This is a genomic window from Bacillus hominis (assembly GCF_018332515.1).
GTDB lineage: Bacteria > Bacillota > Bacilli > Bacillales > Bacillaceae_G > Bacillus_A > Bacillus_A hominis.
In genome coordinates, this window is record NZ_BOQD01000301.1 from 1 (window position 1) to 21,816 (window position 21,816).

A 21,816-nucleotide genomic window follows, 5' to 3' on the forward strand; every position below is an offset into this window, starting at 1 on the left:
TCTTTTATCTGTTTCACAGAAGTCATCTCCAATAATGCCAAATCTAAAAGCAGGCAGTAGCTGAGCAGACAGGCGTATGGCAAAAGGGGCGTTGCTATATGCTTTTTTATATGTATTTACTAAAACCCTCAAAAGTTTTTTATTAACTTATTTATTATATCCGTGGCAGTTACTTCTATATTTGATAGGGGGAGGGAGGAACTCGAAAAACAGCTAAACATACATAACCATCCTTACTAGAAAGCTTCATAACTCTTTGTAATTATTATTCGTATGTTTAATGAAAGAAATTCAAATTGAATAAATATTAAAGAAGGGATAGGGAATAAAATGAGGAAAAAGTTTTTGTATGGTGGCATAGCCACTTTATTCTTGGCTAGTCCAATAATAACTAATTTTATAGTAACACACACTAATTTTGAAGAAAGCAATGACTGGATAGGTTTTTATGGTAATGTTCTTAGTAGTATTGCAGGTTTGATAGGAATCATATTGACTATAAGATTTACAACAAGGGAAGAAAATGAAAACAGGAGACTTCAAGTTGTTCCATATTTAGAAATATCTTATGAACCTAAATCCGACGGTATAAAACGTACAACTATTGAGATGAGGGAACCTGAACACAATCATGTAGTGATAGGGCGTTTAATCCTGTATAATGTAGGGCTAGGTTCTGTTGTTGATTTAAGGATACACGACATAATATTTAGCGGTGAAAAGCAAAACTTTACTATAAACTCAACAAATGTTGTGAGAGTGAATACAGAAGTAATAATTAATTTAGCAATAGGTATTTTTGTCCCTACAACAACTACTAATCACGAAACATGTCAACGTCATGCAAAGAGTAGAGAGTTGAAGATGAAGTTGAGTTATAAGGACTTGTTAGGTAATGAGTATAGTCAGAACTTAGTTTTTATAGTATCTGTTGCTTCTGAATACAATCCTGATACGTCCGTTTGTCAGTGCCATGTAAGTGAATATTTGAATTTTGTAAGTAAACCAGAACTGATTAATTAAATAGAATATGTATGAGAGAAAGGACTTTTATTTAATTGTAGTAAGAAAGAATACAAACTTTAGATGGTCATATAAAAAATTACAAGATGTAATTAATGAAGAATAGCAGAGATATGAGAAGAACTTCTGTGGTGGGACAGAGAATTCTGTACAAGCAGCAGATGTTAACAGTGAAGTAGCCGTTTCTATACAAAAACGTTGGTGGTACTTATGGAAACGATAATTTGATTAGTTTCAATTTAAATAAGTAGAATCATTGAAACTTTTATAAACTAAAATCAAACCTAAGAGGTGGAAAGTTAATGTTTGGATTTGAAATGAGAAATAAGGTAGAAGAGGCTTTGAAAGAAATTGATGCTAAAGTAATGGAGTTTTCTGTAGGTACTAATGATACTTACACAGTAAAACTACATACAAATGAAGAAGAACATGTTATTAAGTTTCGTGCTTATAAAACATTTACACAAACACGTGGTGACTTTATGTGTGTATCTTTACAAGATAATAAAGATAATGTAATCGCTAAATACTTAGAAAAAAGTTTGGATTATGTATTAAACAAATAATTGTGACTTATGAGTAGAACACGTATAAAAAGGTTAAGGTGAATTTTTACCTAGCCTTTTTTATTTATCCTAATCTGTAATATGAAAGTGTGAGTGGATCAAAGGGAGATATGTGTGGGAAACTATACCTTAGGTAAGTTCGATACGTTGAAAGCTATTTTAAATATGTAGAAAGCCAATTAATGTTGAAAAAAATATGTAAGCAATTTATAATCAAAATAATTGATCATACGTGACTTAGTATGTTCATGTCTAAAAAAATCATTTCTAAATTACATATAAGGATAAACCTTATATTTACTGATAATTTTACATAACCGTTACCGGGTGGTTTCCGGTACCACGTCTGCCGGGGGTTCGAATCCCTCTGGGCGCGTCAAAAGGTCCTAACTTACAATTGTAAGTTAGGACCTTTTTTATTTCTCTCTTGTTATATCTGGTTATAAGATTTACTATTAGTATGTGGTAATAATTTTTATGCGTTATTATTTTCTTTCAATATTATTCATTTTTCGGTTGTAAGATGTAAATTTCATTAATACATATAAATTAATAATATTTTGGAATGGGTGTCTGCGATAGGATTCTCCTTTTACCAAACTTATTGTACAATAGAAACAAGGGGGAGATTAGTTTGAAGGCAAGTCTTTTACAAGAACAAAGCTTACGTTTGGCAATGACACAAGAGTTAAGGCAAGCGATTACAATGCTCCAGTATAATGTACAAGAATTATCGGAGTTTTTATATGAGCAATCGTTAGAGAATCCCCTTATTGAGTTAGGTGGTTTTGAGAGGGAGAAGAAAAAGAGCTCTAACACAAGTAAAAGTACCAGCAAACAAGTCGATAATCAAATGGAAATCTACAGTGTGGATTCTACAACGATTCAGCAACATTTATTAAATCAAATACAGTATTATAAAATAGATGAAGAAGAGCGGAAAGCAGCTTCTTTCATTATTATGAACATGGATGGAAATGGGTATTTACAAGAAACGAACGAAGAGTTAGCGGATCTCCTTTCCGCACCGATTCATGTAGTCGACCGCTCTGTAGAGCTTGTCCAATCGCTCGAGCCAGCAGGGGTAGGAGCGCGTAATATTCAGGAATGTCTAACCTTGCAATTGAAGCGCTTACAAAGACGGAATGGATTAGCGGAAGAGGTTATAGGGGATCACTTCGCTTATTTCGTGAAGAAGGATTGGCGAAAGCTCGTTCAAGTGTTGAAGTGTAGTAATGAAGAATTACAATCGGCGGTGAACTGTATTACATCATTGCAGCCGAAACCAGGGCTTGCGTTTTCTTCTGATAAACCACTTTATATCGTGCCTGATATGGCGGTGAAAAAAGACGGCGATCGTCTCGTTTTACAGATGAATGAGAGAAATATGCCGAGAATTGAAATTCACTCTGAGTATAGTGCGCTTCTAAATAATAGTGAAAGTGAAGTTGCTTCATATGTATCGGAGAAGTATCAGCATGTGCAATGGATTATGCGCAGTTTGAAACAGAGAAAACAAACACTCCTGCAAGTGATGACTATTATTATGGAAAAACAACGTGATTTCTTCTGGGAAGGTCCAGAGTATTTAAAACCACTTGCTTTAAAAGAGGTGGCGGAAGAGTTAGGTGTGCATGAATCTACAATTAGTCGTGCAACGCGTAATAAATATGTGCAAACGCCGCACGGTTTATTTGAAATGAAATCGTTCTTTAGTAATTCTATTTCTACGACGGAAGATGAGGCGGTTTCTACAAAGCGTGTGAAACAATTCATTCAAACGCTTGTTGGAGCGGAAAATAAGAAAAAGCCACTTTCGGATCAAAAGATTTCAAAATTATTAGAAGAAGAGCATGAAATCATTATTTCTCGCAGAACGGTTGCGAAATATAGAGAGCAAATGCATATTCCTGCTTCGTCGCTAAGAAAAACAATTGGATAGGTGAAGAAGATGAAAGTTGTACTATATACAAAAAAAGATTGTGGTCTTTGCGTGAAGGCGAAACAAGTTTTAAAGGAAGTACAATGTGAATATTCTTTTCAAATTGAGGAAATAGATATATATGAAGATAATGACCTTTTAGAGAAATACCATCTAATGATTCCTGTTGTAGAAATAGGCGGAAAACAAGTAGGATACGGTAACATTCACAAAGGTGTCATAATAAACTATATAAACAATTCAGTTAAGAGTTGAATAAGTTTCTATCTCCTGTTACAATAATACACGTAGCAGGGATTATTTTTTTAATCTAAGTGGGACACAAAATGTCACTACGGGACATAAAGTGACCATGAAAGAAAATGAACCGATGTAGTGAGGAGAAAAGATATGCGCTCATGGATTCAGAATACAAAAAAATTATTACCTGATCTGCTACCTGTTATGCAAACGAGAATGCAAGTGCTTCAGTACATTAGGCTTATGCAGCCGATTGGAAGAAGAAACTTATCTGCAAGTCTCGGTATGACAGAACGAGTATTGCGAAGTGAAATTCAAGTTTTGAAAGAACAAAACTTAGTTCACGTCGCTTCTTCTGGAATGACTTTGACAGAAGAAGGAACAGCTTTAGTTCTTGCTTTGGAAGACTTTATGAAAGAAATTTCCGGGTTAAAGGTTTTAGAAAAACAACTTAAGGAAACATTAGACTTGGATGAAGTTTTCGTTGTCCCTGGTGATAGTGATGAATCACCTTGGGTCAAACTGGAGATGGGCCGTGCTTGTGTGACTTGTATAAAAGACCGTCTGACAGCGAATAATATCGTTGCTGTGGCTGGAGGAACTACGCTAGCTGCTGCTGCGGACATGATGCAACTTGATTGCAAAGATTTACATATGCTATTTGTCCCAGCACGTGGTGGAATTGGAGAAGGTGTTGAGTTAGAAGCCAATACCATTTGCGCCAAAATGGCACAAAATACGATGAGTAATTATCGCTTATTGTATGTTCCGGATCACGTTAGTAGCGAAGCATATGCGTCCATTGTAACAGAGCCCTCCGTGAAAGAAGTTCTTGAGTTGATTCGATCTTCCAATATCGTCATTCATGGAATCGGTGATGCGTTAACAATGGCACGTCGCAGAAATACTTCAGAAGCAGATTGGTTAAAGATTCAGGCAAGCGAAGCAGTTGGTGAAGCTTTCGGTTACTACTTTAATGAACAAGGAAATGTCGTTCATAAAGTAAGAACAGTTGGCATGCAACTTGAAGATTTACAACATGTATCTCACGTTGTCGCAGTCGCTGGAGGTTCTTCAAAAGCAAAAGCAATACAGGCTGTAATAAAGCAAGGGCACACTTCAATTCTAATTACAGATGAAGGTGCAGCAAAACAATTAACAAAGGGTATTACCCTTTAATATAATCCCCCAAGGAGGAAATTTAAATGACTAAAATTGGTATTAATGGATTTGGACGTATCGGACGTAACGTATTCCGCGCAGCTCTTAACAACTCTGAGGTAGAAGTAGTAGCAATCAACGACTTAACAGATGCTAAAACATTAGCTCACCTTTTAAAATATGACACAGTTCACGGAACTTTAAATGCAGAAGTATCTGCTAACGAAAACAGCATCGTTGTTAACGGTAAAGAAATTAAAGTTATCGCTGAGCGTGACCCAGCTCAATTACCATGGAGCGACTACGGAGTAGAAGTAGTAGTAGAATCTACTGGCCGTTTCACTAAAAAATCAGATGCTGAGAAACACTTAGGTGGATCAGTTAAGAAAGTTATCATCTCAGCTCCAGCTTCTGACGAAGATATCACTGTAGTTATGGGTGTTAACCACGAACAATACGATGCAGCTAACCACAACGTAGTATCTAACGCTTCTTGTACTACAAACTGTCTAGCTCCATTCGCTAAAGTATTAAACGAAAAATTCGGCGTAAAACGCGGAATGATGACAACAATTCACTCTTACACTAACGACCAACAAATCTTAGACTTACCACACAAAGATTTACGTCGTGCTCGTGCAGCAGCTGAAAACATGATCCCAACATCTACTGGTGCTGCTAAAGCTGTAGCATTAGTATTACCAGAACTTAAAGGTAAATTAAACGGTGGCGCTGTACGTGTTCCAACTGCTAACGTTTCTCTTGTTGACTTAGTTGTTGAACTTGACAAAGAAGTAACAGTTGAAGATGTAAACGCAGCATTCAAAGCAGCTTCTGAAGGCGAATTAAAAGGTATCCTTGGATACAGCGAAGAGCCATTAGTATCTATCGACTATAACGGATGCACAGCTTCTTCTACAATCGATGCATTATCTACAATGGTAATGGAAGGTAACATGGTTAAAGTACTTTCTTGGTACGATAACGAAACTGGTTACTCTAACCGCGTAGTAGACCTAGCTGCATACATGACTTCTAAAGGTCTTTAATTCTTAAGTATATAAGTAATCAATGACAAAACGAGGGAGAGGGTTTGTTCCCTCTCTCTCTTCTTTCGTTTTAGAAGCAAATGTGTTAAGCTTTTGAATGGGTTTTGTCAATCCTAACTAGTAGTCGGAGGGAAATCCAATGAACAAAAAATCAATTCGTGACGTAGATTTAAAAGGTAAGCGTGTATTTTGCCGCGTTGATTTCAACGTACCTATGAAAGAAGGCAAAATTACAGATGAAACTCGTATCCGTGCAGCTCTTCCTACAATTCAATATTTAGTAGAGCAAGGTGCGAAAGTAATTTTAGCAAGTCATTTAGGCCGTCCAAAAGGTCAAGCAGTAGAAGAATTACGTCTTACTCCAGTAGCAGCACGTTTAGGCGAGCTTCTTGGTAAAGATGTTAAAAAAGCAGACGAAGCATTCGGACCAGTTGCACAAGAAATGGTTGCAGCAATGAACGAAGGCGACGTATTAGTTCTTGAAAACGTACGTTTCTATGCGGGCGAAGAAAAGAACGATGCAGAACTTGCGAAAGAATTTGCAGCTCTTGCTGATATCTTCGTAAACGATGCATTCGGTGCAGCTCACCGTGCTCACGCTTCTACAGCAGGAATCGCAGACTACCTACCAGCAGTATCTGGTTTATTAATGGAAAAAGAGTTAGATGTATTAGGTAAAGCACTTTCTAACCCAGAACGTCCATTCACAGCTATCATCGGTGGTGCGAAAGTAAAAGATAAAATCGGTGTAATTCGTCATCTATTAGACAAAGTAGATAACTTAATCATCGGTGGCGGACTTGCTTACACATTCGTTAAAGCATTAGGTCATGAAATTGGTCAATCTCTATGTGAAAATGACAAGATTGAACTAGCTAAAGAATTTATGCAACTTGCAAAAGAAAAAGGCGTAAACTTCTATATGCCAGTTGATGTTGTAATCACTGAGGAATTCTCTGAAACTGCAACAACTCAAATCGTTGGTATCGACTCTATTCCTTCTACATGGGAAGGCGTGGACATCGGTCCTAAAACACGTGAAATTTATGCAGATGTAATTAAAAATTCTAAGCTTGTTGTATGGAATGGACCAATGGGTGTATTCGAAATGACTCCATTCGCAGAAGGTACAAAAGCAGTAGGACAAGCATTAGCAGATGCAGAAGATACATACTCTGTTATCGGCGGTGGTGACTCTGCAGCAGCTGTTGAAAAATTCGGTATGGCTGATAAAATGAGCCACATTTCTACTGGCGGCGGTGCGTCATTAGAATTCATGGAAGGCAAAGAGCTTCCAGGTGTAGTTTGTCTTAACGACAAATAAGTAGCAGCCAAAGAAAAAGGACGGTGCAAAGCATGCGTAAACCAATTATCGCAGGTAACTGGAAAATGAATAAAACTCTAGCTGAAGCAGTTAGCTTCGTAGAGGAAGTTAAAGGTCAAATCCCAGCAGCTTCAGCTGTTGATGCAGTAGTTTGCTCTCCAGCTCTATTCTTAGAGCGCTTAGTAGCGAATACTGAAGGAACTGACTTACAAGTAGGTGCACAAAACATGCACTTCGAAAAAAATGGTGCATTCACTGGCGAAATTAGCCCAGTAGCACTTAGCGACTTAAAAGTAGGCTACGTAGTACTTGGCCACTCTGAGCGTCGTGAAATGTTTGCTGAAACAGACGAGTCAGTAAACAAAAAGACTCTTGCAGCATTTGAACATGGTTTAACACCAATCGTTTGTTGTGGTGAGACTTTAGAAGAGCGCGAAAGCGGAAAAACATTTGATCTAGTAGCAGGTCAAGTGACAAAAGCACTTGCAGGTTTAACAGAAGAGCAAGTTAAAGCGACTGTTATCGCTTATGAGCCAATCTGGGCTATCGGTACAGGTAAATCTTCTTCTTCTGCAGATGCAAATGAAGTATGTGCGCACATCCGTAAAGTTGTTGCAGAAGCTGTTTCTCCAGAAGCTGCAGAAGCTGTTCGTATTCAATACGGCGGTAGCGTAAAACCAGAAAACATTAAAGAGTATATGGCACAATCTGACATCGACGGCGCTTTAGTTGGCGGTGCTAGCTTAGAGCCTGCTTCGTTCTTAGGTCTTCTGGGGGCGGTAAAATGAGAAAGCCAACAGCTTTAATCATTCTTGACGGTTTCGGACTACGTGAAGAAACTTACGGGAATGCTGTAGCACAAGCTAAGAAACCTAACTTTGATGGTTACTGGAACAAATTCCCTCACACAACGCTTACAGCTTGTGGTGAGGAAGTAGGTCTTCCAGAAGGTCAAATGGGTAACTCTGAGGTTGGTCACTTAAATATCGGTGCAGGCCGCATAGTATATCAAAGCTTAACACGCGTAAACGTTGCAATTCGTGAAGGTGAGTTCGATCAGAACGAAACTTTCCAAAATGCAATTAAAAGCGTAAAAGAAAAAGGTACTGCTCTTCATTTATTCGGTTTACTTTCTGATGGTGGTGTGCACAGTCACATGAACCATATGTTTGCTCTTCTTCGCTTAGCAGCAAAAGAAGGCGTGGAGAAAGTTTATATCCATGCATTCTTAGATGGCCGCGATGTTGGACCACAAACAGCAAAAGGTTATATCGATGCAACAAATGAAGTAATTAAAGAAACAGGAGTAGGACAATTCGCGACTATCTCTGGTCGTTATTACTCCATGGACCGTGACAAGCGTTGGGATCGCGTAGAAAAATGTTACCGTGCTATGGTGAATGGTGAAGGCCCTACTTATAAATCAGCAGAAGAGTGTGTAGAAGACTCTTATGCAAATGGCATCTATGATGAATTCGTATTGCCGTCTGTAATTGTTAACGAAGATGACACGCCAGTTGCAACAATCAATAATGATGATGCAGTTATCTTCTATAACTTCCGTCCAGACCGTGCAATTCAAATTGCTCGTGTATTTACAAACGAAGACTTCCGTGAGTTCGATCGTGGTGAAAAAGTACCTCACATTCCTGAATTCGTTTGTATGACACATTTCAGTGAAACTGTAGATGGTTACGTGGCATTCAAGCCAATGAACCTTGATAACACATTAGGTGAAGTTGTTGCGCAAGCGGGATTAAAGCAACTTCGCATCGCGGAAACTGAAAAGTATCCGCACGTTACATTCTTCTTTAGCGGTGGTCGTGAGGCTGAATTCCCAGGAGAAGAGCGTATTTTAATTAACTCACCGAAGGTTGCAACGTATGACTTGAAACCTGAAATGAGCATTTATGAAGTAACGGACGCTTTAGTAAATGAAATCGAAAATGATAAACATGATGTTATCATTCTTAACTTTGCAAACTGTGATATGGTTGGCCATTCTGGGATGATGGAACCAACAATTAAAGCAGTAGAAGCAACTGACGAATGTTTAGGAAAAGTTGTAGAAGCGATTCTTGCAAAAGATGGTGTAGCACTTATTACTGCTGACCATGGTAATGCTGATCAGGAGTTAACTGCTGATGGTGGACCAATGACAGCTCATACAACTAACCCGGTTCCTTTCATCGTTACAAAAAATGATGTAGAGCTTCGTGAAGGTGGTATTTTAGGAGATATCGCTCCAACAATGCTTACACTTTTAAATGTGGAACAACCGAAAGAAATGACAGGTAAAACAATTATTAAATAATTTGCTTATATAAAAAGGAGAGAATTTATTATGTCAACAATTATTGATGTTTATGCTCGCGAAGTCCTTGACTCTCGTGGTAACCCAACTGTAGAAGTAGAAGTTTACACAGAAAGCGGCGCTTTCGGACGCGCTATCGTACCAAGTGGTGCATCTACTGGTGAGCACGAAGCAGTAGAATTACGTGACGGTGACAAATCTCGTTACCTTGGTAAAGGTGTTCTAAATGCAGTAAACAACGTTAACGAAGCAATCGCTCCAGAAATCGTTGGTTTCGACGTAACTGACCAAGCTGGTATCGACCGTGCTATGATCGAATTAGATGGCACTCCAAACAAAGGTAAACTAGGCGCTAACGCTATCCTTGGTGTATCTATGGCAGTAGCTCACGCAGCAGCTGACTTCGTAGGTCTTCCATTATACCGTTACCTTGGTGGATTCAATGCAAAACAATTACCAACTCCAATGATGAACATCATCAACGGTGGTTCTCACGCTGACAACAACGTAGACTTCCAAGAGTTCATGATCTTACCAGTTGGTGCTCCAACATTCAAAGAATCAATCCGTATGGGTGCTGAAGTATTCCATGCACTTAAAGCTGTATTACATGACAAAGGTCTTAACACTGCAGTAGGTGACGAAGGTGGATTCGCTCCAAACCTTGGTTCTAACCGTGAAGCATTAGAAGTAATCATCGAAGCTATCGAAAAAGCTGGTTACAAAGCTGGCGAGAACGTATTCTTAGGAATGGACGTTGCTTCTTCTGAGTTCTACAACAAAGAAACTGGTAAATATGACCTTGCAGGCGAAGGCCGTACTGGCTTAACTTCTGCAGAAATGGTTGATTTCTACGAAGAGCTTTGCAAAGACTTCCCAATCATCTCTATCGAAGATGGTTTAGACGAAAACGACTGGGATGGTCACAAATTATTAACTGAGCGTATCGGTGATAAAGTACAATTAGTTGGTGACGACTTATTCGTAACTAACACTCAAAAACTTGCTGAAGGTATCGAAAAAGGTATCTCTAACTCAATCTTAATTAAAGTTAACCAAATCGGTACTTTAACTGAAACTTTCGAAGCTATCGAAATGGCTAAACGTGCTGGTTACACAGCAGTTGTATCTCACCGTTCTGGTGAAACTGAAGATGCTACAATCGCTGACATCGCAGTTGCAACTAACGCTGGCCAAATCAAAACTGGTTCTATGAGCCGTACTGACCGTATTGCTAAGTACAACCAATTATTACGCATCGAAGACGAACTAGGCGAAATCGCTGTTTACGATGGTATCAAATCTTTCTACAACATCAAACGATAATTGTAGAAAATAACGACAGACCGTGAGAAATCACGGTCTGTTTTTTTATTTCTAGAAATGAATAGATGGGGAATAAATGGTAGTTAGATAAAAGCCTAGAGGTTCTTTTTTTTGAAGATTTGCTATGGGTAATCGAATAAGTTTGTATAGAAGGTAAGAGGGGGGAGTTCAAGAGAATTGTCTATCTGTCATAATCGTCATAAAGTATTTAAAAAATCGGTTGTAATCAAAATCGATAGCAATTCGTTGTATAGGTCGATTAATAAATGGTTTTTCTTGAATAGAAGAACGAAATTCCGCGTATGATTGTCCACGAGCTAAATCACTATTAATAACGTAAATAGGGGAATGATGGTATGTGAACATTGTATCATCGATAATAGCCATAAGCGGCATGAGATCATGAACAGGAGCGCCTTCTAATGTCGGGAATAGCTTTTTATAAAATTGATAGTAATAATGATCAAGCATAGGTTTTACGAGTTTGGATTTACCAATTTCATCAATGTAATTAATCATTTCAGGGGTAACAAGTGCATACTGAGTTACATTTAGTGGATATACAGATACGTTAGATGCATATTTGAAAACTAAGTTGGCAGCGACCGGATCTTCATGAAAATTAGCTTCCGCTATAGGAGTAACATTACCAGGATGTAAAAAAGCTCCGCCCATAATGTAGTAAGATTTTACAGTTTTCATTATTTCTTTGTATAAAATGAATAATATAGATAAAGAAGTGAGGCGACCTACATTTACAATGATTAATTCATCTTTATATTTTTCTATCATGTTAATAATCGCAAAAAAACTCTTTAATTGCCCCGTATGAAAATTACCTTCTGGAATAATAGGTCCAAGACCGTGGATACCGTGTACATCAGGATAAAAATGAGGTGTATTGCTTGTAAGGGGGTAATCAGCGCCATGAAATATTGGAATAGGTTTCTTTTTTGCTATTTCTGTTAAGTATTCAATGTTTTTGGTAGCAACATCTTTAGAAATATTCCCATAATCAGCAACGATACCGACTACTTCAATTTTTTCTGAAAAAAGAGCCATAATAAGAGCGATTGCATCGTCAATACCTGCATCAGTAAAGAATAAAACCTTTTTTGACATTTTATCTCATCCTATCTGGTGAAATTTCAAAATTGGCTACCAATACCAAATCACCTTTGGGATATATATTTCTTCTCCCTTAGAGAGAGAAGAAATATATATTGCTGGTGTAGATGAAAGCTTAGGGTAGGTGGAGTATATATATATGAGCTACTTAAAATAAATAGAAGTTATTTTTGGTTAATAAAACCAATTTCTATCCAAAAAAAATTAGTGTTGCAGGCAGTAAGGGGTATACCTAAAAGCTTTCATCTGTCATAAGTGACATGAAGTATTTAAAGAAGAAATTATAATCAAAATCGATAGCAATTTGCTGCGCTGGCCAATTGGTGAATGAGCTTGATCCAACTAAGGAGCGGAAATCACCGATGCTTGCTCCTTGAGCATAAGATTCTGTCATGACAACAATTGGTGACTTGTGATAAGTGAACATGGAGTTATCAAATAAAGCTAGTATCGGCATTGTGTCATGAAATGGACAACCTTTTAAATGTGGTAAAGCATTTTTATAATATCCATAGTAATAGTGATCGAAAAGTGGTTTGACGAAAGGGACTTTTCCTTTTGTTTCAATGTATTCAGCCATGTCCGGTGTAACGATTGAATATTGAGTTACGTTTAATGGATAAACGTACATGTTAGATGCGGATTGTAATACGATATTAGCCGCGATGGGGTCACCATAAAAATTTGCTTCCGATACTGGAGTAACATTACCTGGATGTAAAAAGGCACCACCCATTACGTAATAAGACTGGATCTGCTGCATTAAGTTTTTATATAAAATAAATAAAATAGCTAGGGAAGTGAGGCGCCCTAAACTTACAATGATTAGTTCGTCTTTATATTGCTCAATAAGAGGAATAACTTCAAAGAAATTCTCCATTTCTTCGTTTTTGATCTTTTGATTTGGGATGATTGACCCGAGTCCCTCTTTACCGTGTACATCGGTAAAAAAAGTGGGCGGACCTCCAGTGAGGGGACGTTCTGAACCACCGAATATTTTTATATCCCCATTTTTTGATTTTTGTTTAAGAAAATGAGCATTTTGTACAGCCATTTCTTTTGGGACATTCCCGTAATCAGCGACAATTCCAACTACTTCAATTTCATCGATACAGAATGCAAGGAGCAGGGCTATCGTATCATCGATTCCAGGATCACAAAAAATGAGAACTTTTTTAGACATATGTTCACCACCTATCTTATTTATATATATGTAAGATTTGGGATAAGAAGAATAAAAAGATTATTTTCTTAAAATAATAACCGGTTAAATTCAGAAAATATAAACTTTATATATTAGGTCAAGGTTTTTGACGTAAATTTCATTCGGAAACGCAGTCATATCAAGGGTGTAAGCGCATAATGTGATGGATTTTCGCTGATAAGTTGATAAATTGCAGGTTTTTACAATTTATACTATGATAAGGATATTAACAGAAGATCGTATAAACATGAGGGATGATGAACATGAAATTTACAAAGATTCTTGTCCAAATTGCTGCTCTTTATGTGTTTTATATGGTTGGAAATTGGGTACAAGAAATGTTAAATATTCCGATTCCAGGAAGTTTAATTGGGATGTTTCTTTTACTTGTTGTACTTAGCCTAAAAGTCCTTCCAGTGAAGTGGTTTGATTTAGGAGCAGAAACACTCGTTGCTATTATGCCGTTTTTATTAATTCCGCCAACGCTTGGCCTAATGAATTACGGTGCTTTTTTTATGAGTAAAGGAATTTCTCTTTTCATTACAGTTGTAGCGAGTACGTTTTTAATTATTATTGTCGCAGGACATACAGGACAGTATCTTGCGAATAGAGAGGAAAAAGAGACACAATGAGCCAAATATTAATCGGAATTGGTTGGGTTCTTTTTACGATGCTATTATATCAATTATCTAAAAAAATCTATAAATTATTTCCAACACCATTTACTATTCCAATGCTTGTTGCAACAGGATTAATGGCTTTCTTATTTATAGTGCTTGATATACCATATCAAAATTATATGGAAAGTGGTGGTGGTTGGATTGCAAACCTACTTGGACCAGGTGTTGTAGCATTTGCAATCCCGCTTTATAAACAACGTCATGTTCTGCAAAAATATGTTGTACCAATTGCTGGTGGTGTATTAGTAGGTACAACAGTTGCTATTGCAAGTGATTTGGTTATTGCCACACTTATGGGGACAGATAAAAGCTTAATTTTATCTTCTTTACCAAAATCAGTGACAATGCCAGTTGCGATGAGTGTATCTGAACAAGTTGGTGGTGTTCCGTCCTTAACGGCAGCCTTCGTCGTTATCGCAGGTATTACTGGAACGATTTCAGGACCAATTTTATTAAAATGGAGCCGCGTTACAAACTCAGTTGGTAAAGGGATTGGCTTTGGATGTGCGTCTCATATTATGGGTGTTATGAGAGCGATGAAAAATAATGAGCATGAAGGTGTTATTGGATCGGTAACAATGACATTAACGGCAATTTTGACATGTTTGCTCGGACCGTTATTTGCAACGGTGTTTATGTAATAGAAGAAAAGCGAGAGCGACACTATAGGCTCTCGCTTTTCTATAGGATTTATGCTAACATTTAAACTAACTGAATCTTTGTAGGAGGTACGCCAAGTGCATACGTTATTATCAGTTTTACTTATTATTGTATCGATTTTAATGATTGTTATGGTACTTATGCAGTCTAGTAATAGCTCAGGCCTTTCAGGTGCAATTTCAGGCGGTGCAGAGCAATTATTTGGTAAGCAAAAAGCACGTGGAATTGAAGCGGTATTAAACCGTATCACAATTGTTTTAGCTGTATTGTTCTTTACACTAACAATTGCTGTTACGTACTTAAACTTATAAAATTAAAAGAAGAAGCGTTAGTGGATTATGCTAATGGTTCTTCTTTTTTTAATTTGTTATTCGAAAAAAGTTTCTAATTAGATTATAGAATTATAAATATGGTACACTAAGAATAGAAAGAATACGACTAGATTACAGAAGAGAAAGAGGAGAAGTACATGATGAAATTAGCATCTCCAAAACCATTTACATTTGAAGGTGGAGACCGCGCTGTTTTATTATTACATGGATTCACAGGGAACTCAGCTGATGTACGCATGCTAGGGCGTTTCTTAGAGAAGAAAGGCTATACTTGTCATGCGCCAATTTATAAAGGACACGGCGTACCACCAGAGCAGCTTGTTCATACAGGCCCTGAAGACTGGTGGAAAGATGTAATGAATGCTTACCAGCATTTAAAAGATCAAGGTTATGAGAAAATAGCTGCGGTTGGATTATCATTAGGCGGAGTATTCTCATTAAAACTTGCTTATACATTACCGATTTTAGGTGTTGTACCAATGTGTGCACCGATGTACATTAAAAGTGAAGAAATTATGTACCAAGGTATATTGGCATATGCCCGCGAATATAAAAAGCGTGAGCAAAAATCACCTGAACAAATTGAGCAGGAAATGTTTGAATTTAAACAGACACCGATGAATACATTAAAAGCATTACAAGAGTTGATTCGTGACGTACGCAATAATGTTGATATGATTTATGCTCCAACATTTGTTGTACAAGCACGCCATGATGAGATGATTAATACAGATAGTGCTAACATTATTTATAACGGTGTAGAATCTACGTTAAAAAACATTAAATGGTATGAAGACTCTACGCATGTCATTACACTCGATAAAGAACGTGACGTGCTACATGAGGATGTATATAACTTCTTGGAGCAACTAGATTGGTAAGATCTAGTTGCCTCTTTTTTTCATAAGGGAATTTTTTATCCCGCTATTTGTGGGCTAATAATCAGTGGGGACGGACAAAAAACCACTGGTTAAAGTTTCACTTTATGAAAGCTGTAAAAAATCATTGGGAGATGATGAAAGTTTCACTTTATACATCCCCCATCTTTCGGATACACTAAATAATATAAGGGTTTAAAGGAGGTATTTCTGCTTGGAAGAAATCATACAAGAACATATTAATAAGTTGTTATTATTTATGAGAGAAGAAGCTTATAAACCGTTAACGATACAAGAATTAGAAGCTGCATTTGGAATCGAAGGCTCTGAGGGCTTTAAAGATTTCGTAAAGGCACTTGTAATGATGGAAGAGAAGGGGTTTGTTATCCGCACACGTAGTAATCGCTACGGTCTTCCAGAAAAAATGAATTTAGTGCGCGGTAAATTAATTGGGCACGCACGTGGTTTTGCGTTCGTCGTTCCAGAAGAGAAGAAAACGGGAGATGATGATCTTTTCATCCCGCCTACAGAACTAAATGGTGCACTTCATGGTGATACAGTATTAGCACGTGTTAGCGCGCAATCAAGTGGATCACGCCAAGAAGGTACGATTGTTCGTATTTTAGAGCGTGGAACGAAGGAACTAGTTGGTACATATACAGAATCGAAAAACTTTGGATTTGTTATCCCTGATAATAAACGCTGGACAAGTGACATTTTCATTTTGAAAAGTGCATCTATGGGCGCTGTAGAAGGTCATAAAGTCGTTGTGAAAATTACGAGCTACCCAGAGAACCGTTTAAGCGCAGAAGGTGAAGTTATTCAAATTTTAGGTCATAAAAATGACCCAGGGGTAGATATTTTATCTGTCATTCATAAACATCATTTACCTTTAGCGTTCCCTGAAGAAGTTATGGAGCATGCAAACAGTGTACCAGAAACGATTTCAGAAGAAGATATAAAAGATCGCCGTGACCTACGTGATCAAATGATTGTTACAATTGACGGTGCAGATGCAAAAGACTTAGATGATGCTGTTACAGTAACGAAGCTCGAGAACGGTAACTATAAGCTTGGTGTTCATATTGCGGATGTAAGTCATTACGTTCAAGAAGGTTCTCCAATTGATGTTGAAGCAGCAGAGAGAGCAACGAGTGTATATCTTGTAGACCGTGTAATTCCGATGATTCCGCATCGTTTATCAAACGGTATTTGTTCATTAAATCCAAAAGTAGACCGTCTGACACTATCTTGTGAAATGGAAATCAATAATCTAGGTGATGTTGTAAAACACGAGATTTTCCAAAGTGTAATTAAAACGACAGAGCGTATGACATATGCTGACGTAAGAAGCATTTTAGAAGATGAAGACGAAGCGCTAATTGAACGCTACGAGCCGCTAGTGCCAATGTTTAAAGAAATGGGGCAGTTAGCGCAAATTTTACGTGAAAAACGTATGCGCCGTGGTGCGATTGACTTTGACTTTAAAGAAGCGAAAGTATTAGTAGATGAAGAAGGAAAACCGACTGATGTTGTCATGCGTGATCGTTCTGTATCAGAGAAGTTAATTGAAGAATTTATGCTTGTTGCGAACGAAACAGTAGCAGAGCATTTCCACTGGATGAACGTACCGTTTATGTACCGTGTCCATGAAGATCCGAAAGAAGATAAGCTTGAGCGTTTCTTCGAGTTTGTAACAAACTTCGGATATGCGGTAAAAGGACGTGCGAACGAAATACATCCTCGTGCACTGCAACAAATTCTTGAAATGGTTCAAGGGCAGCCGGAAGAGGTAGTTATTTCAACAGTTATGCTTCGTTCTATGAAGCAGGCACGTTACGATTCGGATAGCTTAGGACATTTCGGTTTATCAACTGAGTTCTACACACATTTCACATCGCCAATTCGTCGTTACCCAGATACGATTGTTCATAGATTGATTCGTGAATATATCATTAATGGTAAAGTAGACAACGAAACGCAAGCGAAATGGCGCGAAAACTTACCGGAGATTGCAGAGCATTCTTCTAATATGGAACGCCGTGCTGTTGAAGCTGAACGTGAAACAGACGAAATGAAAAAAGCAGAGTATATGGTTGATAAGATCGGTGAAGAGTATGACGGTATGATTAGCTCTGTAACAAACTTCGGTTTATTCGTAGAGCTTCCAAATACAATTGAAGGTCTTGTACACGTTAGCTATTTAACAGATGATTACTACCGTTATGATGAAAAACATTTTGCGATGATTGGAGAACGTACAGGTAACGTATTCCGCATCGGTGACGAAATTACAATTCGTGTTATTAACGTAAATAAAGACGAGCGCGCAATCGACTTTGAAATCGTTGGCATGAAAGGCACACCTCGTCGTAAGTTCAAAGATCGTCCAGTTGTGATTGAACAGCCAAGAACAGGCAGAAAGAAACGCGGTGGACGTAGCGAACGTAGTAATGAGCGCGGTGGCGAACGCGGCACAGGAAGAAAGTTTGATCGTGGCGGGCAAGGAAAAGGAAAAGCATCAGCAGCTACATCTGCATCCGCTAGTCAGCCAGGTAAAAAAGATAGTAATAGTAATGGCAAGAAGAAAAAAGGCTTCTTCGAAAATGTACCAGGATTCAAGAAGAAAAAGAAAAAGCGTAAGTAAGAAAAGAGTGGCTTCGCTTCACATTTTGAGCGAGCCACTTTCGCTTTTTATGGAATCCAGCTATAGTGGCTAGAATGTTCGGTGGCTTCGCTTCTTCCCATGAGGCAAAGAGCGCGCCTCAAGGTCAGAAGCTCCATCCATCTCACATTCTAAGCGAGCCACTTTCGCTTTTTGTTTACATTTGTTACAATAGTAAAAATAGAGGAGGGACGTTATATGCCAAAAGGTTCAGGTAAGGTTATTGCGCAAAATAAAAAAGCATTTCATGATTATTTCATCGAAGAAACATACGAAGCAGGGCTTGTCCTTCAAGGAACGGAAATTAAGTCGATTCGCGCTGGACGCGTGAACTTGAAAGATGCGTTTGCACGTGTACATAATGGTGAAGTATGGGTTCATAATATGCATATTAGTACATATGAACAAGGGAATCGTTTCAACCATGATCCGCTTCGTACGAGAAAATTACTTCTTCATAAAAAAGAAATTGATAAGCTAGCGGGAGCTGCAAAAGAAACAGGATATTCATTAGTTCCACTTAGAATCTATTTGAAAAATGGATTTGCAAAAATGGCACTTGGTTTAGCTAAAGGTAAGAAACAATATGACAAGCGTCACGATTTAAAAGAGAAAGAAGCAAACCGTGAAATTGCACGCGCGTTCCGTGATCGCCAAAAGATGTAATACAGATATTTACATTTGTAAAACGGCGCGCGTATGATATAATAACTTATGTAAGGTTGTTGCACATTGAAAAACAGCTCTTAGTAGCTATCACGATATTTTCTTCGTATGCTCCATTTTTATCATGGGGACGTTACGGATTCGACAGGGATAGTTCGAGCTTAGGTTGCGAGTCGAGGGGATCGGCCTCGTTAAAACGTCAAAGCCTATAATTGGCAAACAAAACAATCTTTCTTTAGCTGCTTAATTGCACTAAAGGTTCCTCCCTCCATCGTCCATGTGGTAGGGTAAGGGACTCAAACTAAGTGGACTACGCCGGAGTTCGCCGTCTGAGGGCGAAGGAAGAGAACAATCAGACTAGCAACTTGGAAGCCTGTCGATAGGCCGAAGAGTTCGCGAAATGCTAATATATCGACTACACTCGTAGAAGCTTAAGTGCCGATATTTTTGGACGTGGGTTCGACTCCCACCGTCTCCACCAATACATATTTGGTGGTTTTTTTATTTTGTGTGTGATATGAACCATAAGTTTGCCGGAACGGCAATCTTATGGTTCTTTTTGTTTGCGGCAAACTTATGCTTCCAGGATTTGAAGAATATTTTTAATGTCGCTTTTAAATAAAGTCACAGTGTTTATAAAAAAGACGCGATGTTTTGTCCCTTTGGATCTGTTTATCTAAAGGGATGTTTTTATAGTGAAAAGAAGATCTGAACTGAAAAGCGGATTAAGGAACTGTTGAGTAGCAATAAAGTTACTCCACTAAAGGGCCAGATTGTTGAATAACAGTCTTTTAAGAAATGTTATCTAACGACGCTTGTGCAAAAATAATATTGTTGTTTAATTTATAATAAAGTCATTTGAAAAATAATATTAGTTGTTTAAAAATCCTTATTCCACAAACGGAGCAGGTTAGTGGAAGCGATAGTAATTAGGTTTGACTGGGAAAATTGTCGATGATATTAAAAAAGACACCGAAGTGTCTTATGTTTTTTAAATTAAGCATACCGATAAATTGAAATTTAATTACTTAACATTATGTTTATCTTGGGAGCAAGGTATTTTATCGGTGAGTGTATACAAACCATGTAATGCTTGCTGTTAATAATGCTGACGAAATCAAAGCTGTAAGAACACTATATGTTTGCCAAATAAGTATCGTTGACCAATCGAAGGCAAAAAACATTATACACTGGGCAATCGTAGCGATTAGGAAAATAATTGTTACGATTGTTCTCTTTTTTGTCATTGGCTGCTGCTCATTCGTTTTCCTTTTTCTTAATCCTAAGAAAAATAACAGAACGGCTAATAGGCAAAGAATAATTGTGGTAGACGACAAAATGATGTCCAAAAGCTGTGTGCCGCTTATCTCATATGACTGAGTTAGATTGCCGTTTAATATATTTTTAACTTTTAGTACCAGGTTTATATTGGTATTTGCGCCGTTGCTCAGTAAGCAGATGGCTGTTCTTTCATTTGGCAGTATGGCTACTTCGGTACTAAAATTTGGATTACCCCCAGTGTGTTTTATAAACGTTTGTTCGGCGTTTACCGACCAACCTGCCGCATAATACATATCATTGACAGCCGAAACAGACATATCACCCCTATGTGATTTTTCGATGGCCCTGTGAAATATTTCGGGTATGTCCTGCACGATACCCATCTGTATGCCCATCCAACGCGCCATATCTTTTGTATTAGAAATGATATAGCCAGCAGGTTTATTCCCAGCATAATCCGGAGCGTTAAATGGAGTTGTTATAAAAAAGGAAGAACGGTAGCCCTGTGCTAGCTGTCCAGTAGCTTGAGCATCTTCTTTATAAACATACGTCTGGTGAAGACCTAAGGGTAGAAATACCTGTTCCTTCATAAAGTTTTCATAGCTTTGTCGTGATACAATCTCAATAACCAAACCCAATACGTCATAATTAACGGTTCCATAGTTATATTGTTCACCGGGAGAGAACGCCAATTCTGCATCTACCAGCGTTTCCACAGTCTTTTGCAACATATCAGGCGTATTACCTTGTGGAATATTTTGAATATGTCTAATATTTGTTAGGCCGCTGGTATGGTGAAGAAAGTTATTTAGTGTAAGGTTTTGCATATCAACAGGTTTACCTTGATACTTTAACGTAAACCAAGGTAAATATTTTTGGATAGGGTCAGTCATTGATAGCAGCCCTTGCTCTTCCAATAGCAAAATCCCCATACCAGTAAAAGCTTTACTCACCGAGGCCAACTCATAGAGTGTATTTTCACTTGCAGACAATCCCTTTTCAAGATCTGCATACCCAGAAGAAAAGTAGAACACTTCACCATCAGCAAGTATTGAGATTGACATTCCAGGCACACCTGATGTACGACAGGCATCATCTAGCAATGCTTGTATTGCCACAGATTTCGAATCTGACAACGCATAACTTTTTGTTGCGAATCCTGAGAATAATATAAATATCGTTAATACAAAAACAATAGTCTTTTTCATACACTCTCCTTTTTGAAGAATTATAAGGGTATAAATAACTTATTTTTATAACTATAAACTAAATTCTAATTTATCTTTCTATTTACCTGTATAATATGAAATAATTGTGCAGAGTTACACTTAAACTAACGGGGGCGTTAGTTCAATAAGAAAAACGATCTTCAACAAT

At 37.8% G+C, this 21,816-nt stretch carries 19 protein-coding genes and 1 other RNA gene; 17 read left to right on the plus strand and 3 right to left on the minus strand.

Going from position 1 to position 21,816, the window contains the following annotated elements:
- Positions 1-330 precede the first annotated feature (330 nt).
- From KI356_RS22905 to eno, 10 genes are all read left to right on the plus strand, one after another.
- Entirely contained in the window at positions 331-1,023 is a 693-nt protein-coding gene (locus tag KI356_RS22905; protein WP_212936554.1) for a hypothetical protein, read from the plus strand.
- Positions 1,024-1,325: 302 nt separating this feature from the next.
- On the plus strand, positions 1,326-1,589 hold the full coding sequence (locus tag KI356_RS22910) for a hypothetical protein (protein WP_212936555.1): 264 nt from the start codon (positions 1,326-1,328) through the stop codon (positions 1,587-1,589).
- A 634-nt stretch (positions 1,590-2,223) separates the two neighbouring features.
- Positions 2,224-3,531 (plus strand): RNA polymerase factor sigma-54, encoded by a 1,308-nt coding sequence (gene rpoN, locus KI356_RS22915; RefSeq protein WP_212936556.1) that lies wholly within the window; start codon positions 2,224-2,226, stop codon positions 3,529-3,531.
- Positions 3,532-3,540: 9 nt separating this feature from the next.
- Positions 3,541-3,786, plus strand: coding sequence for a glutaredoxin family protein (locus tag KI356_RS22920; protein WP_002124079.1), 246 nt, complete (start codon positions 3,541-3,543; stop codon positions 3,784-3,786).
- Positions 3,787-3,921: 135 nt separating this feature from the next.
- Positions 3,922-4,950 carry a gapA transcriptional regulator CggR gene (gene cggR, locus KI356_RS22925; protein WP_128281863.1) on the plus strand — a complete coding sequence of 343 codons (1,029 nt, stop codon included), beginning with the start codon at positions 3,922-3,924 and terminating at the stop codon, positions 4,948-4,950.
- Between the two features lie 26 nt (positions 4,951-4,976).
- Positions 4,977-5,981 (plus strand): type I glyceraldehyde-3-phosphate dehydrogenase, encoded by a 1,005-nt coding sequence (gap, locus tag KI356_RS22930; RefSeq protein WP_002016071.1) that lies wholly within the window; start codon positions 4,977-4,979, stop codon positions 5,979-5,981.
- Positions 5,982-6,120: 139 nt separating this feature from the next.
- Positions 6,121-7,305, plus strand: coding sequence for a phosphoglycerate kinase (locus tag KI356_RS22935; protein WP_002124084.1), 1,185 nt, complete (start codon positions 6,121-6,123; stop codon positions 7,303-7,305).
- A 32-nt stretch (positions 7,306-7,337) separates the two neighbouring features.
- Entirely contained in the window at positions 7,338-8,093 is a 756-nt protein-coding gene (tpiA, locus tag KI356_RS22940; RefSeq protein ID WP_098779423.1) for a triose-phosphate isomerase, read from the plus strand.
- Positions 8,090-9,619, plus strand: coding sequence for a 2,3-bisphosphoglycerate-independent phosphoglycerate mutase (gene gpmI, locus KI356_RS22945; RefSeq protein WP_001231161.1), 1,530 nt, complete (start codon positions 8,090-8,092; stop codon positions 9,617-9,619). The genes tpiA and gpmI overlap by 4 nt, the downstream gene beginning before the upstream one ends.
- 30 nt (positions 9,620-9,649) lie before the next feature.
- Positions 9,650-10,945, plus strand: coding sequence for a phosphopyruvate hydratase (gene eno, locus KI356_RS22950; protein WP_000103948.1), 1,296 nt, complete (start codon positions 9,650-9,652; stop codon positions 10,943-10,945).
- Positions 10,946-11,113: 168 nt separating this feature from the next.
- On the opposite strand, the gene KI356_RS22955 is transcribed toward eno, so the two are convergent.
- Both KI356_RS22955 and KI356_RS22960 read right to left on the minus strand, forming a co-directional pair.
- The gene (locus tag KI356_RS22955) at positions 11,114-12,067 is read right to left on the minus strand and encodes a nucleoside hydrolase (protein WP_212936557.1); all 954 of its coding nucleotides are present in this window, start codon (positions 12,065-12,067) and stop codon (positions 11,114-11,116) included.
- 238 nt (positions 12,068-12,305) lie between these two features.
- Positions 12,306-13,256 carry a nucleoside hydrolase gene (locus tag KI356_RS22960; protein ID WP_128281864.1) on the minus strand — a complete coding sequence of 317 codons (951 nt, stop codon included), beginning with the start codon at positions 13,254-13,256 and terminating at the stop codon, positions 12,306-12,308.
- A 275-nt stretch (positions 13,257-13,531) separates the two neighbouring features.
- On the opposite strand from KI356_RS22960, the gene KI356_RS22965 reads away from it, so the two are divergent.
- From KI356_RS22965 to ssrA, 7 genes are all read left to right on the plus strand, one after another.
- Positions 13,532-13,909: a CidA/LrgA family holin-like protein gene (locus KI356_RS22965; protein ID WP_205685972.1), complete on the plus strand. Its 378-nt coding sequence runs from the start codon at positions 13,532-13,534 to the stop codon at positions 13,907-13,909.
- A complete protein-coding gene (locus KI356_RS22970; RefSeq protein WP_128281866.1) occupies positions 13,906-14,598 on the plus strand; it encodes an LrgB family protein in 693 nt (230 codons plus the stop codon). Before KI356_RS22965 ends, KI356_RS22970 begins: the two co-directional genes overlap by 4 nt.
- 96 nt (positions 14,599-14,694) lie before the next feature.
- A complete protein-coding gene (gene secG, locus KI356_RS22975) occupies positions 14,695-14,928 on the plus strand; it encodes a preprotein translocase subunit SecG (RefSeq protein WP_128281867.1) in 234 nt (77 codons plus the stop codon).
- 161 nt (positions 14,929-15,089) lie between these two features.
- Entirely contained in the window at positions 15,090-15,830 is a 741-nt protein-coding gene (locus tag KI356_RS22980; protein WP_164881580.1) for an alpha/beta hydrolase, read from the plus strand.
- A 211-nt stretch (positions 15,831-16,041) separates the two neighbouring features.
- Positions 16,042-18,474 (plus strand): ribonuclease R, encoded by a 2,433-nt coding sequence (gene rnr / locus KI356_RS22985; protein ID WP_212936558.1) that lies wholly within the window; start codon positions 16,042-16,044, stop codon positions 18,472-18,474.
- 216 nt (positions 18,475-18,690) lie between these two features.
- Positions 18,691-19,158: an SsrA-binding protein gene (smpB, locus tag KI356_RS22990; protein ID WP_097904176.1), complete on the plus strand. Its 468-nt coding sequence runs from the start codon at positions 18,691-18,693 to the stop codon at positions 19,156-19,158.
- Between the two features lie 126 nt (positions 19,159-19,284).
- Positions 19,285-19,639: a transfer-messenger RNA gene (gene ssrA, locus KI356_RS22995) on the plus strand.
- Positions 19,640-20,219: 580 nt separating this feature from the next.
- Here the strand turns inward: ssrA and KI356_RS23000 are convergent.
- Positions 20,220-21,647: a serine hydrolase domain-containing protein gene (locus KI356_RS23000; RefSeq protein ID WP_212936559.1), complete on the minus strand. Its 1,428-nt coding sequence runs from the start codon at positions 21,645-21,647 to the stop codon at positions 20,220-20,222.
- Between the last annotated feature and the right edge of the window lie 169 nt (positions 21,648-21,816).

Coding starts and splice junctions, on each gene's coding strand:
- KI356_RS22905 (WP_212936554.1), top strand. CDS start 331: ATGAGGAAAAAGTTTTTGTATGGTGGCATAGCCACTTTATTCTTGGCT.
- KI356_RS22910 (WP_212936555.1), top strand. CDS start 1,326: ATGTTTGGATTTGAAATGAGAAATAAGGTAGAAGAGGCTTTGAAAGAA.
- KI356_RS22920 (WP_002124079.1), top strand. CDS start 3,541: ATGAAAGTTGTACTATATACAAAAAAAGATTGTGGTCTTTGCGTGAAG.
- cggR (WP_128281863.1), top strand. CDS start 3,922: ATGCGCTCATGGATTCAGAATACAAAAAAATTATTACCTGATCTGCTA.
- gap (WP_002016071.1), top strand. CDS start 4,977: ATGACTAAAATTGGTATTAATGGATTTGGACGTATCGGACGTAACGTA.
- KI356_RS22935 (WP_002124084.1), top strand. CDS start 6,121: ATGAACAAAAAATCAATTCGTGACGTAGATTTAAAAGGTAAGCGTGTA.
- tpiA (WP_098779423.1), top strand. CDS start 7,338: ATGCGTAAACCAATTATCGCAGGTAACTGGAAAATGAATAAAACTCTA.
- gpmI (WP_001231161.1), top strand. CDS start 8,090: ATGAGAAAGCCAACAGCTTTAATCATTCTTGACGGTTTCGGACTACGT.
- eno (WP_000103948.1), top strand. CDS start 9,650: ATGTCAACAATTATTGATGTTTATGCTCGCGAAGTCCTTGACTCTCGT.
- KI356_RS22955 (WP_212936557.1), bottom strand. CDS start 12,067: ATGTCAAAAAAGGTTTTATTCTTTACTGATGCAGGTATTGACGATGCA.
- KI356_RS22960 (WP_128281864.1), bottom strand. CDS start 13,256: ATGTCTAAAAAAGTTCTCATTTTTTGTGATCCTGGAATCGATGATACG.
- KI356_RS22965 (WP_205685972.1), top strand. CDS start 13,532: ATGATGAACATGAAATTTACAAAGATTCTTGTCCAAATTGCTGCTCTT.
- KI356_RS22970 (WP_128281866.1), top strand. CDS start 13,906: ATGAGCCAAATATTAATCGGAATTGGTTGGGTTCTTTTTACGATGCTA.
- KI356_RS22980 (WP_164881580.1), top strand. CDS start 15,090: ATGAAATTAGCATCTCCAAAACCATTTACATTTGAAGGTGGAGACCGC.
- smpB (WP_097904176.1), top strand. CDS start 18,691: ATGCCAAAAGGTTCAGGTAAGGTTATTGCGCAAAATAAAAAAGCATTT.
- KI356_RS23000 (WP_212936559.1), bottom strand. CDS start 21,647: ATGAAAAAGACTATTGTTTTTGTATTAACGATATTTATATTATTCTCA.